General features: G+C 41.6%; 13 protein-coding genes. 10 read left to right on the top strand and 3 right to left on the bottom strand.

Features of this window, described 5'->3' with window-relative positions; all coding sequences use genetic code 11:
- The first annotated feature begins 313 nt into the window (after positions 1-313).
- The 8 genes from E5E96_RS05485 to E5E96_RS05520 all read left to right on the top strand — a co-directional run bounded on the left by E5E96_RS05485 (position 314) and on the right by E5E96_RS05520 (position 10452).
- On the top strand, positions 314-892 hold the full coding sequence (locus E5E96_RS05485; protein ID WP_011707639.1) for a single-stranded DNA-binding protein: 579 nt from the start codon (positions 314-316) through the stop codon (positions 890-892).
- A gap of 327 nt (positions 893-1219) precedes the next feature.
- The gene (locus E5E96_RS05490; RefSeq protein WP_216368103.1) at positions 1220-2299 is read left to right on the top strand and encodes a site-specific integrase; all 1080 of its coding nucleotides are present in this window, start codon (positions 1220-1222) and stop codon (positions 2297-2299) included.
- Positions 2300-2337: 38 nt separating this feature from the next.
- Positions 2338-3933 carry a tyrosine-type recombinase/integrase gene (locus E5E96_RS05495; protein ID WP_216368104.1) on the top strand — a complete coding sequence of 532 codons (1596 nt, stop codon included), beginning with the start codon at positions 2338-2340 and terminating at the stop codon, positions 3931-3933.
- Complete coding sequence (locus tag E5E96_RS05500) at positions 3933-5474, top strand: hypothetical protein (protein ID WP_171281694.1); 1542 nt, start codon at positions 3933-3935, stop codon at positions 5472-5474. The genes E5E96_RS05495 and E5E96_RS05500 overlap by 1 nt, the downstream gene beginning before the upstream one ends.
- Positions 5475-5545: 71 nt before the next feature.
- A complete protein-coding gene (locus E5E96_RS05505; RefSeq protein ID WP_171281695.1) occupies positions 5546-6130 on the top strand; it encodes a hypothetical protein in 585 nt (194 codons plus the stop codon).
- Positions 6123-6542: a hypothetical protein gene (locus tag E5E96_RS05510; protein ID WP_171281696.1), complete on the top strand. Its 420-nt coding sequence runs from the start codon at positions 6123-6125 to the stop codon at positions 6540-6542. The genes E5E96_RS05505 and E5E96_RS05510 overlap by 8 nt, the downstream gene beginning before the upstream one ends.
- A gap of 189 nt (positions 6543-6731) precedes the next feature.
- The gene (locus E5E96_RS05515; RefSeq protein ID WP_171281697.1) at positions 6732-7661 is read left to right on the top strand and encodes an SIR2 family protein; all 930 of its coding nucleotides are present in this window, start codon (positions 6732-6734) and stop codon (positions 7659-7661) included.
- Entirely contained in the window at positions 7651-10452 is a 2802-nt protein-coding gene (locus E5E96_RS05520) for a hypothetical protein (protein ID WP_171281698.1), read from the top strand. Before E5E96_RS05515 ends, E5E96_RS05520 begins: the two co-directional genes overlap by 11 nt.
- Before the next feature lie 123 nt (positions 10453-10575).
- On the opposite strand, the gene E5E96_RS05525 is transcribed toward E5E96_RS05520, so the two are convergent.
- Positions 10576-11028 (bottom strand): antitoxin Xre/MbcA/ParS toxin-binding domain-containing protein, encoded by a 453-nt coding sequence (locus E5E96_RS05525; protein WP_171281699.1) that lies wholly within the window; start codon positions 11026-11028, stop codon positions 10576-10578.
- A gap of 1004 nt (positions 11029-12032) precedes the next feature.
- On the opposite strand from E5E96_RS05525, the gene E5E96_RS05530 reads away from it, so the two are divergent.
- Positions 12033-12449, top strand: a complete 417-nt coding sequence (locus E5E96_RS05530) for a type II toxin-antitoxin system HigA family antitoxin (protein WP_171281700.1) — start codon at positions 12033-12035, stop codon at positions 12447-12449.
- A 289-nt stretch (positions 12450-12738) separates the two neighbouring features.
- Here E5E96_RS05530 and E5E96_RS05535 read toward each other — a convergent pair whose 3' ends face one another.
- On the bottom strand, positions 12739-12990 hold the full coding sequence (locus E5E96_RS05535; protein ID WP_171281701.1) for a plasmid stabilization protein: 252 nt from the start codon (positions 12988-12990) through the stop codon (positions 12739-12741).
- A gap of 650 nt (positions 12991-13640) precedes the next feature.
- On the opposite strand from E5E96_RS05535, the gene E5E96_RS05540 reads away from it, so the two are divergent.
- Positions 13641-14399: an ABC transporter substrate-binding protein gene (locus E5E96_RS05540; RefSeq protein WP_024944985.1), complete on the top strand. Its 759-nt coding sequence runs from the start codon at positions 13641-13643 to the stop codon at positions 14397-14399.
- An 80-nt stretch (positions 14400-14479) separates the two neighbouring features.
- Here the strand turns inward: E5E96_RS05540 and E5E96_RS22735 are convergent, their stop codons facing one another.
- On the bottom strand, positions 14480-14602 hold the full coding sequence (locus tag E5E96_RS22735) for a hypothetical protein (protein ID WP_011707641.1): 123 nt from the start codon (positions 14600-14602) through the stop codon (positions 14480-14482).
- Positions 14603-14667: the final 65 nt, after the last annotated feature.

Genomic DNA, 14667 nt, shown 5'->3' on the forward strand with positions numbered 1-14667 from the left:
CGACCGTTCGATGATATGACTCCCCGTTGCTGTTCACTTGCTGGCCAAGGTCGGCCTCGTGTAAGTTAATCCTTCGTCCGGCGGACACGGGATGGAGCGTCAGGAAGATGTGCGCTCTTTCTCCCCAACTGTTACTATTGCGGGCAAAATCTGAAAACGGGGAGGCGGCCAACTGGCGCGCTGAACCAGACACAGTCATCACATGAGTGGCGGGGCCGCCCTGCAGCATCGCCTATCTCACAGAAAACAAACGATATGTTGAATTGGCCCGGGCATATGGTCCGGCCGGTATATAAAGGGTGGAAGAGAGATTATGGCCAGTCGAGGCATCAATAAAGTCATTCTGATCGGTAACCTGGGGCAAGACCCGGAAGTGCGCTACATGCCGAGCGGCGGTGCCGTGACCAATATCACCCTGGCCACCTCCGACACCTGGCGCGACAAGCAGACCGGTGAGCAGAAAGAGCGTACCGAGTGGCACCGCGTTGTCTTCATGGGCAAGCTGGCCGAAGTGGCTGGCGAGTACCTGAAGAAAGGCTCCCAAGTCTATGTTGAAGGCAAGCTGCAGACCCGCAAGTGGCAGGATCAAAGCGGCCAGGAGCGTTACACCACCGAAGTGCTGGTCGATGGCTTCAGCGGCGTGATGCAGATGCTGGGTGGCCGTCCGCAAGGCGGCGCCGGCCAGGGCATGGGTGGCCAGTCTCAGGGCAACTGGGGTCAGCAGCAGGGCATGCAGTCCCAGCAGCCGATGAACCAGGCGCGTCCTGCCCAGGCTCCGCAGCAGAACATGCAGCAACAGGGCGGCTACGCTCGTCCGGCCCAGCAGCCGCAGTCTGCACCGCCGGTGTACAATGAGCCGCCGATGGACTTCGACGACGACATTCCGTTCTAGGCCTGCGTGATATAAAAACGTAAAGACAAATCTTAACTTATAAGATAACGCCCCGATTTTAGGGGCGTTTTTCATTGCTGCTCAAAATTTAGCTTGTTCTCAGTAACAACTAGATTTAGTCTAGGTTTACACGCATTGCATGTGTCAACTGGATGGTCTTAGCAGAATGACTTACAAAGTTGAAGTGATAAAGTCTGAAGATAATGGTGAGCGGGTTGTTTTGGTACTTGATGAAAGCGGAATGCCACACGATCTTATTTCACGATATCTACTTCGAGGATTATTTAGTCGTTCATCAAAAACGATCCTCAACCAGGCACGCAATATTTGTCAGCTATACCAGTGGGGGATGAACTAGGAATCAACATTGAAGAGCGGATCTATTCTGGAGAAATTTTTGGGATAACAGAAATTGACTCATTAGTAAGGTATTTATCTCTAAATAGACGGCAAATGCGAATCTTAAAGGGAACCTCTTCAAAGGATACTATTATTCCTTTTGCAGGTTATGTTACTGCCGACATGCAGAAACAAAAGATTGATGATGTTACTCGGTATTTTAAATGGATAGGAAGCTTATCTCTTGAAAACCGCTCCATTAACGATCCATTTTATACATCGATTGGTCCAGCCATGGATGACCTTAAGGATAGGCTTGATGCATTAAAGGTCAGAGGGAGTAGCCAGCCACGTGTAGGGCTGAAGGAAGATGAACAACAGTTTCTCATATCTATTACCTCCCCCAATAATAAAAACAATCCGTTTGAACACAGGACTCGTGTTCGTAATCACCTAATCTTCAAAATGTTGTTGCTTTGTGGAGCACGCTTAGGTGAATTACTCTCTCTGAAGCCTGAACAATGTAAACTAGCCGGGGATTCACCTTATATTATAATCAGTCAGAACACGACAAAACATTTAGACCCTAGAAAACTACCCCCTGAATCAAAGACACTTAGCCGTAGAATTTATATAACTTCTGAACTAGCTTCCGATATAGATAGTTACATAAACAATGAGCGAAAAGCACGAGGAAGAGCAGCGAAACGTGCAGCTCCATATCTATTTTTGAATACATGGAAAGCACCTTCTCCGATGACTCAATCTGCTGTTCAGCATATGTGTAAGATATTGAGAGAGCGATTCCCAGACAAGCTAGCAAATCTTCACCCACATCGTTTACGCCATACATTCAATGATAATTTACATATGATGTTTTTCAACAAAATGGGAAAAGAAGCATTTCTTAAAATGCAACGCTGGTTAAATGGGTGGGTGGATGACAGCGAACAAGGATATACATATACACACCTAGCAATGGAACTACAAGGGAAGCGCATGCTAATTCACCTACAAGAAAACATTATGAAAGGTGACTATAAATACCTCCACATAAATGAGCACTAATTATATTGGTGGATTTTGCTGTAAAGGATGGCGAATAAATGGAAGAGCTTTCTATCCACAAACTACATTATGAAAATAAGACAGATATTTTATCTTATCAGCCATACTTTACAGAGGTAGCAATAAAGACCAGATCTCGTATTGTTGTAACATCCTCTAATCAGTGGGATATTGGTGAAAGTGAGACGCATCTAATTAATTTTGACCTTATTGAGTCAAGTAACTTAGAGTTAATTGATCAAGTAAAATACGTTATGGCATGGTTTGTACGGCAAGTTAGTCCAAGCCATGCACATGCCACCTATAACGCTGTACTTAAATTCCTTAATGAATGCGATAACCTAGATGACGAATCTGGTAAAGAACTTACTGACGCATTTTCTGATGAGTTACTTTACTATTTTTCAAGTAACCGAAACTCTCATAATGAAGATCCCCTGCATAGGATCCGACTTTGGTATCTTAAGGGAGTTAGGCTCAAACTTCCATTATTTCAGCCAGATGTCGGGCGAGCAATAAAAAGCCTTAGTCTAAAAGGTAGAGTAAAGGGTTTAGATGTACTTGTTCACATTCCTGGAAAAAGTCCACTATCATCAAATAAACTGTTTGATCTTCGTAGTCTATTAACTAAGTACCAAGACCATTTTAGTGTTGGCGAATCAGAATTTTGGAAAATGGCTGCAACATGGGTGTTCATAACACTAGGAATTAGACCTATTCAGCTCAGACTTTTAATGATGTGTGATTTAGCATTAAACATAGAAAAAACTACTGAAAAAAAATCATACATACTAAATGTACCCTCAGCTAAAAAGCGCCATCAACTCCCCAGAACTAGGTTCAAATCTAGGCCTATTCCCGCCTTTCTTGGTGAAATGTTGGAATCACTCAAAGAATTCAATATCAAATGGCTAAATAACAATGGAATTCAATATAACGAAACCCAAATTCCATTGTTTTTTTTATTACCATACGATAGAGCTGAACTTAGAAAAGAAACTGGTAAAATTGAAGCGTTCAGATGGACGATGAGCACTTTCTCAATAAGTAAAGCCGTTCCTCGATTATTGGAGTTAATAAATTCACTACAAAGTGATATAGGGGCGCCAACATTCGATGAACCAATAACAGCAAGACGTTTGCGTAAAACCTTTGCAACACATGCAGCCGCAGTTGGTACTCCAGCAATGATGTTGATGGAGTTACTCGATCATGAAGACATGCAGCATGTCATGATTTATTACAAATTGGGAGCAAACTTTGCTAACAAAGTAGATCAAGTTTACCGAGATCAGTTTGGTACAATATTTGACTATTTTTCAGGTGTGATTATATTGGAGGAACTATCTACAGTAAATAAATCTAAACATGTCTATGGTCCTGAGAATTTACGCAGATTAGTTGGTATCGGCTTTTGCTCCAAAGAAGGTCTTTGTAAAAAAGCGCCTCCATATTCTTGCTATACGTGTATCAAGTTTGAGGCGTGTAATAACAAACAGATTCACATTGAAGTGCTTGAATGTATGCTAGAGGATGTATCCACATTGTTTGAACAAGAGCCTGCCCCTGCTAAATTTGAAATAAATCACATTAGTGCATGTCGCTCCCTTATCGCACAACTGGAGAACAGCTAATGCAAAGCAATCTGACTACAAACCAGGGCCACAATAGTTCAAGTGGCAGGCGTAAACAAAATACTATCATCCCAATAAATCCATCAAGCAACTGTCTCGACAATATAAAAAACTATATAGCACACGCTAAAAAAATACACGGCCCCATTTTTGATAATAGCGTCGACTGGAGCAGTTATATATGGGATATAAAAGGCTTCGAAAGTACAGTCACGACAAGAAGCGTAACTCATGCTTGTAATATACTCTATACTCAAGACAATAATCTTGGTAAAAAAATAAAATCATCTAGAGAAAATGAGATTCCGTTCTCAGAGCCATTCGCTACTGAAGTGAAAGCATTTATTACACATCGGCATAATAAAAAGCCATGTAAACATGATTCCCATATGGTTATAATCCGGGCGTTTAGGTATCTATATCTGCAGATGAGCAATATTAACGCTCCTAGTTTTTCTCTACTCAAACCAGCCCACTTTGATGAAGCAATACGACATGCATTACAGGGTAAACAGGAAGCAGAAAGCACTCTCTGCGTTACAGGAGAAAGACTAGCGTATATTGCTGATGAACTTGACCGCCACAAACTCACACCAACACCATTAGATTGGAAGAATCCAATTCCACGTAATGAAAGGAGAGGTGGCGCTAGCCACAATAGAGGAACAAAAAGAGCCCAAGAAGAGCGGGCCAAAAAGCTTCCAAAGACTCAGGTTCTTATTTTTCTATCAGCACTTTGGGCTAACTTTGACAGTTTAGAAGAAAAAGATAAAGCACTAGTATGTATGTCGGTGATCCTCTTAATCGCAGGCTTTCGCATGGATGAGTTTGTCGCACTTGATATAAATTGTATACCAAGCAGAGCTGAGTATGACTCGTCAGTCAAGGAGCTAGACCCGCAAACTGGCTCTTTCACGAAGTTACTTAGAATTAGAGCATTGGCAAAAAAGAAAAACCACTGGGATGAAAAAATAATACCTCGCATCTCCGTTGATGTTATTTATGAAGCAGTAAGTCGCCTTGAGGAATTAAGCGCTCCTCATAGACGCACCGCAAAAATGCTACTTAATGAAAGACGATGGGATAAATTTTCTATTTTTGATGACGACCAGATACTAAGTGCAAGGGAGATCCAATTACATCTTAATATATCTGGCCGCTCAACCTCTAACACAATCAGTATTCTAGAGCGGAGAGGTATCGAAAGGTACTCGGATTCCAAGTCGAGTGGTGCTTGCTTCCGTATAGGTGATATTCATGAGGCTTTCTCTGATGAGTATATAAATAGAATTGGTCCTATCAAGAATGGTCTTGGAGATACTACGTTAAACATCCCTATTTATAATTTCCTGACATTACGTTATCTAGATCAATACACACCAAAGGAAAGGCTCAATGTCTTCCCAGAACCCTTAACAGGAACACATATCCAAGATTTTTTAGAGGACGCGACTACAAGACAAGGGAGCAAATATCAGGAAGAGGCGGAGAGGCACAGAGAGCTCTTAGTGTCTTTGAACGTTATGATTTTCCTGAATTAGGGGAAATAAAGGACACCATACGGACACATCAATTTAGGCATTTATTAAACACTATTATGCAAGAATCTGATATGTTCTCTCAAGAGGATATTGCAAAGAATTTTCTTCGGAAAAACGCCAAAGATAATAGCTCATACAATCATCAGATTTCACCTACTAAATTTGCTGAGCGCACAAGAGACTTTCAAAGCACTGTGCTTAGAAAGATTAATATAGATGAACGAGAAGCTAAAAATGTAATCCAACGCTTCCCTCTATTATCGTATGAAGAATTACAGAAAGATTTAGATGAATCAGGTTCATATCACTTTATGGATATCGGTCGTTGCAGACATGATTACACACAATCTCCATGCGGTATGCACTACATGTGTCTTAGAGAGTGCATCAATTACAAACGAACAAAAGGAGATGTGAAAGAGGTGGAAAATATCACTCAACGTCGTGATAGAGCTATAATGCAGATGCATTTGGCAAAGGAAGATGCTGATGATAATTTTACTAATGCTAATAACTGGTACTTGAGTCATCTGCAATTAGTCAATGGTTGCAATCAAGCTCTAGCTATTGAGGATAACCCTCAATATTCTAGAGGTGAAATTGTACAAGTTTTTCCTAATGGTGTTGATTGCTGTGAAGAGGCTAACGATGAATAGATACATAACAACTGAAGTAGAGGATGACATCCTAATATTTTTGAGAGAATGGGAGGCCGGACAATTTGGAAAAAAATTAACATGGGATAAGATATCGGCAGCTTTTGGATACTCTAGGCAAGCCCTGAACGGAAATAAAAATATAAAATCAGCCTTTGACAGAGCAAAACTAAAATTGAAAGACGCTGACAATACGGCTGCAACTTTTGAGGATATGAAAAAAGAAATTCAAAGACTAAACAAAGAGTTATACGATGCAAATCATATCATTGAACTTTACAAACAGAGATATATTCGCTGGCAAGTTAACGCCCAGTCTAGGGGAGTAAGTGTCGAACAACTCAACAAACCCATTCAAATATCCCTAAAAGAAGATATGCGCCGCAAGATGCAGGATAAGCAAGAGGAATAACCATCTTTCACAGCATAACGATGATGCGATTTAAATTATATTTATTGCGATAATATTAAGGTTTTTTCTGATTTTCTATATACACAGCCTTCACAAAATAATAATTCCATTTATTTATCGGTACTCTGTTGACTCTACCATTAGTCAAAACTATTATATAGTTAATTTGTTTCATAAGGTTACTGGAAATTGAACGATGCACTTGAGACACGTCCTTCTGTCCCTGATGAAATAGCTTATGCAGCGAGGGAGGGACGTTTAGTTTTATTTGTTGGAGCTGGGGCCTCTATGTTGGTAGGAATGCCATCATGGAGTGGCCTTGCAAGCTCGGCATTAAATAGCCTAGCTAAAAGTGGTTTTATTAATTATTCAGAGCTAGAGCAGTTAAAAAAACTCGACCCCAAGAAACAGCTTTCAATTGCTGATTTTATTTCAAAAGAAAACAGTACAAGTCTAAACCTCAGCCAATATCTAAAGGCACATATAGAGAGCTCGATCTACAACAGCATAAATTCCATTAAAGCAACATGCGTTACGACTAATTATGATCATGAGTTAAACCCTCAGCCTCTCGAAGACATCTCATCTAAAGAAACGAAAGCAGCTGTGGTACGCAAGTCAGGTGCAGAGAATTTACAAGCTGCCGACCTAAAAGTACCAGGTACAGTGATTCATTTGCATGGTGATATTAGTACTCCCGGCTCTATGATTGTAACAACCAAAGATTATTTATCTCACTATGACAATCCAAAAGTACAGCATTTTCTTAAAGAACTATTTAAAAGTTATGTTGTAGTGTTTATAGGTTATGGGCTTGAAGAGGCAGAGATCCTCGAACATATTTTGAGGCGCTCCGGTGTTTCAAATTCAGAACAGAGTAATGAGAAACAACGGTTTTTACTTCTCCCTTTTTTCAAAAATGAACAGGCTCTCTATGAACGGTTAAAGGTGTATCATCAAAAATCATTTGGTGTTCATTTAATTGGCTTTGCCCGGGATGAGAAAGACTATCGACAACTAGAAGATGTGATTGCACACTGGGCTTTAACTCTAAGGGTACGCCCACCCGCATTAATAGATGATATATACGAAATAGATAGGATACTCAATGATGAATGAGCTAACTCAAGATGAAATAATGGTGCTAGAGCGCGTCTTAGTAAAGCCTGAGTTGCAATCCCATTTTTTTAGTAAGATTAAAAATCTCAAGTGGTTTGAGGCTCTAAAAAATAAGGGACTACTCGATCCATCATGTAACCCACCGCCCATAAACACAGAGGGTGACTATTGGAGCATTCCTACTTGGCCGGTTACAGAGTACCTTGTTCGTTCATCTGAAGCATTAATTTTAAATGAAAATATTGAGTATGCAAAGGCATATATAAACCTAATTAGAGATATTACATTATATTCGGAAAAGAATAATTTAAGTAACTATCGAACCTGGTGGCAGTTTGCAAAAATATTAAAGTTTGTGCCAGTGGATATTCTAACACCTGATGATATATGCTTGGTCAGGTATTGGCTCAATGATCGATTTGATCGACACTTGGTTGGTATGGAGCTAGCAGTATGGCTAGAAACGCTATTGGATGCCCCTAATCCCCATACCAATACCCTTGCGATGCTCCTACTTGATGAAATATTCCATATTAACTCCATAGATAGTAAATATGACACCAAAAATAAATCACCAGTGTTTCGAATTGATGAGTATTCACTTAGCCTTTTATCTAAAAAATTAACAAGAAAGATTTCAGATGTTTTTAATTATCAAGCATTAATATTTTTCGAGAAAAAACTTATTCAAGCACTAGATATTAGTGGCAAAGATAAATGGTCTAATATTTGGCGTAATGCAATTGAAGATCATAAGCAAGATGTTGCCAAAAATGACACAATTGATATTCTTTTACAGTGTTACAGAGATATATTCATCTCCCTTAATCACGAAACGCACAAAGCAAACATTCATTTAGAGAATGCACTTAACAGTAAATATCAAATAATACAGCGGGTAGCTATTTTCGTTGCATCAGAATTATACGACGTCCTAGAGTACAATATTTTATTAAAAATAATAGACCCAACTTTCTTTAATGATAAATATCGGCATGAACTATGGAGGTTTCTAAATAAGCGCTTCGCAAAGTTTGATTTAAATATCAAAAGAATCACATTAGAAACAATCGATAATCTCTCCGTAAAAAATGATGATAATAGTATTGATGAGCAAGCTACTGCATATAAAAAATCCATATGGTATTCAGCCATAAAAGAACATGATATATTTTCTCAAGGCGAGTACAACAAGTGCATAGCTATTACAAAAAGGGAACCAGAACACCCTGACTTTTCATTTTATTCTACTATTAGCGCTGGTCCTGGTGAGTCTCCAGCCAGTTTAATAGATCTAAGGATCATGCTTCAAAAACCTGAGAAACTAATTACCTTTCTTAATGAATATGAACATGTTGGTCATTTCGGTGAGCCAGGAATAGAAGGTCTGGTTAAGGTATTTGGAGAGTTGGTTGAAGCTGAAATAGAACACATATTAGATTATAGTGGTTATTTATTGAAGCTCAAGCCACATTACCATCATGAGTTATTTTCGGCCTTTGATAATGCATGGCGTGATAAGAAGAATTTAAAATGGAATTATATTTGGCCTGAACTACTTAAATTTACTCAAACCCTACTAATGGACAATGACTTTTGGACTCCACCATCTATATCATCAAATGATGCCTTTATTGGAAATTCTAACTGGGTAGTTAGTAAATTAAGTCAGTTGATAGAGGCTGGATGTAAAAAAGATGACCATTCATTTGGCATTGATAATATCAACCAAGCAAAATTAGTTTTGGAGATTATGCTCCAAAATATAAAAGGTGAAAAATTTTCAATTGATGATGACGCTGTTTTTATATCAATTAATAGTTCAAGAGGTCGTTGTTTAGAGGCATATATTAACTTGGCTTTGTATGAATGCCGCAACTTTAGCCAGAATCATGAAGCCGTTTGGAAAAATTATTCTGATGTATTCAATGATGAGCTAACAAAGCCTGAAATGAATGAATACGAATTTTCAGTACTAGTCTCTATGTATTTATCAAATTTCCTATATCTATCTGAAGATTGGTTATCAATGAATCTTGAATTAATTTTTGGTGAGGCAAGAAGTCAACGCTGGCTATGCGCAATTCAAGGTTTCTGCTATACAAGTGGATTTGACACCAATGTATATGACTTATTCAAAAGGAAGAATTTTTTCGAAGAACTTTTAAATACACCACATCTTAATGATGAAGTAAAAGGTCAATTTATTGAAAGGATTTGCCTTGTTCATTTGTGGGGAAGGGATGATCTAAGCTCTAATGAAAGCCCTCTAGCATTAATTAACAATAGAGGACATTATAACGAGTTACGTAAAATAGTTTGGTGGTTTTGGTCTATACATGATGACGCTCACCAGAAAGGTAGAGACATTGTCTTTAAACTTTTCCCTACGCTAGTAGAAAGAGCTGTAGATAATGGTAGAGATGCACAACTGTTAGCCTCCGATCTATGCTTGTGGATCGCATATATCGATGTACTTGATATCAACACGATATCCTGGCTCTCTACAATAGCTCCTTATGTAGATAAGGCCCATAATACAAATTACTTTCTGGAAGGATTAGCGCGACTAAGCTCAAGCTATCCATTAGAGGTTTCTCATATTTGGAAGCTAACGCTAATAGAATCTAGGCATTTTTATGATGATAAATCTATCAAGACATTGTTTAACAACATTTTAAAATTAGGCCATGATGGTCAGTTAATTGCTAAAGAAATAGCGGATTGTTACTTGATTCATGGAGCACAAAATATCGTTAGCATTTACACGCAATCACAAAATGATGCCTAAATGGATATCATGATCTACCATAACCTTTCCTTATGGGTTGGGGGCCGGTCTTAGTTGCACCGGCCATTCCAGTACCCTTCTTCTGTTCATCAAGGAGTTCTGTGACTGATATCAAAAGGATATCTAAATAATAACCCCATATTCGATTCGACCAATGAGATCGACTACAGCTTGGACACCAATTACTGTAGTCAATATATTAGCAGGTTTCTCACCTCCCAGTCCTTTTGCTGGACAATGTAACCAAGACATTGCTATAGCAAAATCACCATTATGTAGCGAGAGCGTCGCATCAAGCACTTTTATTACACCATATATCCTGGTTCCTTGCTCAGGGGTTAGAGGGATTCCATTCTTGAGTTTGCGGTTTATAGTACTCTTGCTAATTCCAGCCAGATGACAGATAGTCTTAACATCAGACCCGACTGACTCAACGAGCCGAATAATAATCTCAGGGGCAATTCCTGCAACAATCCATAAATGTATATTCAATGGATCGGAAGGAATACCTAGAGACATGATAAGTCGAGCATTAAAGGGCTTAATTTGATCATTTTTATATGCTACGTCAGTCATGATTTTTATGTCCTCATTGCAAAATATAGTCTTAAAGGTAGCGATAAAAATCTGCTGTGGAAAGCTCATCGGTGCGCTCGATGAGCCTTCGTAGACAATCTAGTGGTCGGTCTTCTCATAGCTGCTACCAAATCCAGACCATGAAATCGCCCCACCTTAAGGTGGCCTATTGAATCCCAATCTCACCACAGAGTTCAGGTATTTCCCACACTGGCGACTTGAAATAGCCATGAAGTTCAGGTGTTTCCCACACTGACGACTTGAATCAGCCATGAAGTTCAGATGTTTCCCACAGTGGCGACTTGAATCAGCCATGAAGTTCAGGTGTTTCCCATAGTGGCGACTTGAATCAGCCATGAAGTTCAGGTGTTTCCCATAGTGGAGACTTGAATCAGCCATGAAGTTTAGGTGTTTCCCACAATGACAACTGAATCAGCCCTGAAGCTCAGGTGTTTCCCACAGTGGCGACTTGAATCAGCCCTGAAGTTCAGGTGTTTCCCACAGTGACGACTTGAATCAGCCCTGAAGTTCAGGTGTTTCCCACAGTGACGACTTGAATAAGCCCTGAAGTTCAGGTGTTTCCCACAGGGATGACTTGAATCAGCCCTGAAGTTCAGGCGTTTTTCATAATGCTAAGACTCATAATTCAGCAACTACCTCACTCAGTACTCGGCGATCAAATTACATGGCATACGTCATAGATCATCTAGTTATACGCTGACCTTATCGAGTAGGGCTATGCGTTCATCGGCTATACGACTAAGCTCAGCGTCTTCGACTAGTTTTATATGCTAGGGATGGTGCGAACAAGTCTCTGGCGTAAGGGTATCAGTCCCACTTGGCATCTCATGACCCTCAACAGTAAACCGAGTGTTGGGAGTATCAATAGAAGTGTGAGCTCATGAATGAGCATTATTTGTGCACCACTCTCATTCCTGACAGAATCACCTTCTCCAGATAGTCGCTATTCATGGCGAGTACCGTTGAGACAAGGAGTAGCCATCATGTTAAACCCTGCGCTGGTTCAGATTAGAGAAGCATTGGCTCAAGTGCCTCACATCGCCCACATCAATAATCAAGGTGATTATGAGCGAGCTCTTGAGCTGATGGACGAGTTGGTCGATGACTATGACACCAATAAGCAATTGATTGAGTTGCTTGCAACCAGTATCGAGCGCTGGGAAGACGGAGCTGACGAATTCGCCGACTTCAACAAGGCTTTGGCGTGCGTGGAGCCGGGCATCGCTGTCTTGAAGACTTTGATGAGCCAGCACAGACTGGGAGTGGCTGACCTGCCTGAACTGGGATCCAGATCCAATGTTAGCAAACTGCTCAATGCAGCCAACGGTAAAAAACTTACTCGCCAACATATTGAAGCTCTAAGCAAGCGCTTTGCAGTGTCACCAGCACTGTTCTTTTGATTGCCAGTGGAGTTACCCGCCTCACTTGGAGGCTAGGTATAACCAAACGAAATAACCAACCAACAGAGCTCATTGGGAACCATGTTCATTTTTGTATTGCTGCGTCGAGATCTTGTCCTGGTTCCCATGGCAGCTACCTAGGCTAGCCCGTTAAGTTGGGGTGTCTCCCATATCAGAGTAATGAAGGCCCCCGACAAAGCGGCAAAGTTAAGGAGCTTCATAGAGCACCGATTCTCATAACTTAACCACGCCTTCTGTACCCGGCAGCGATCGCATTACCCAGAAGAAGTCATAGATCATCCAGCGAAATGCTGATCCTGTTGAGTGAGGTCATGCGTTCATCAGCTATACGATTAAGCTCAGCGTCTTCAGCCAACTCGACATAGTAGGCAAAGAGTTCGGGGGGGACACAGTAGAAGACCGGTACGTTGCGTTTTAAGATGGTAACAGCAGCACCTTGCCCCTTCTTGAGTGTGCCCATCGGATTGCGTTTTAGTTCGGTGATACTGGCCGCTGCCGCTGAGAGGTTCTGGTAACTCATAGTTGGACCTGATAGTTTTGGTGCCAATAATTGTACCTTAAAATAGCATTTTTATAGGTTAAGCCTGAACTGTTGTGGAGGTATTGGTCGCTCCTACCAATGTGTGAAAATCCGAAATATATTGATCTTATTCTAATTTTTCATGCATATCGTACAGGTGTATTTGTAGACGGGGACAGAACGGCAATTCCGGCCAACGTTAGCGCTTTCCTTGACGTGCATATGTCCAAAGAAACCTATTACGGATTGATGTCGGTGTCAGGTGAATAGCTAGCTCTGTACAGCTTTTACTGTTCTTAAGCTTCCGAATCCCAAAATGTAAAGACACTTGTTACACATGTTCACCGTCTTGACATTTTTTTATATTTTACAGATGTTTTTTATGTAAAAAACAAAGTTTAACTATCTAATCGTATGTTTTATAATGAAAAATATCACGAAAAGGCACTTTACACATTCTGAAACAGCAGCCTTCCCTTCTAAGCAACGTCAGATCCCGGAGGCCCTGTTCATGCAGGGCCTTTTTTTGCCTGTTATTGACGCAGACGTGGCGCGCAATCCAGCCTCCTGGCCAGTCTTGCCAGCCATACGTCCCCATATCATTCGCCTTGGGATTATGATCGGGGCAATCCAGTTGCCAGAGAGAACGCATGGGGTCTTGGTATCGAATCTTGTTGTGCGTGGCGGCTTGCGCCACCCTATTGCTGCCATCCTTGCTGCTGGCCGGCGAGCCATTGCGAGTGGGGGTCAGCTTCGCCATCCCGCCCTATGTGATCGAGGAAGAGGGTCGCGGGATCGAGCTCGACCTGATGAGAGAGGCCTTTCGGGACAGCGGCTATGAGCCTCAATTCGAATATCTGCCGCTGGAGCGCACCTTCCGCATGCTGGAGTCCGGCAAGCTCGATGCCATCATCAACGTCAAACCCGGCATGTTGCACGACGTCTTCCTGTCGCAGCCGGTGATCGCCTTCCACAATCGGGTGTTCACCCTCGGCAAAACCCACATCAGCACTCTGGACGACATGAAGACACTGAGGGTGAGCGCCTTCCAGCGTGCCCGTCAGGTGTTGGGAGGTGCCTTTGCCAGCATGGCTGACCAGAATCCCCGTTACGAAGAGGTCGCCAAACAGCAGGGGCAGGTGCACAGGTTGATGCTGGGGCGGGTGGATGCGGTGATCCTGGAGCAGCGGGTTTTCTATTACTATCTGGCACAGCTGGCCAATAGCAAATATGGGGCCGAGCTCTATGCTCCCGGCCGGGTCCGCCAATACGATCTGTTTGCTCCGACTCACTACCATTTTGCCTTTCGCCAGGCGGCGCAGCAGCGCTGGTTCGATCGCCGGCTCGATGCCATGCGGGCCGATGGCCGTTATCAGCGCATATTTGCCCGCTACGGGGCCACGCCCTGAGCCTCCTGAAAACATAAAAGCCAGCCCGAAAAGGCTGGCTTTTTGTTACTGGCTCCAAAGGAACTACAGCATGGGGAGCGTTACTTCATCGCGCCGCCATTTTTCAGATCTGCTTTCTGACGTTTGGCTTCGCGCTTCTCTTTCAGTGACATCTGCGGTTTTTTCTTGGCATCTTTGCCGTTGTGATGTTCTTTGTTACTCATCATCAAACTCCAAAAATGTTACCCAGACAGTTGGAACCCAGGTTCCAGCATGCCATCCGAATCGT

Source organism: Aeromonas sp. 1805 (assembly GCF_013085525.1).
In the GTDB taxonomy this organism is placed as follows: Bacteria; Pseudomonadota; Gammaproteobacteria; order Enterobacterales; family Aeromonadaceae; genus Aeromonas; species Aeromonas hydrophila.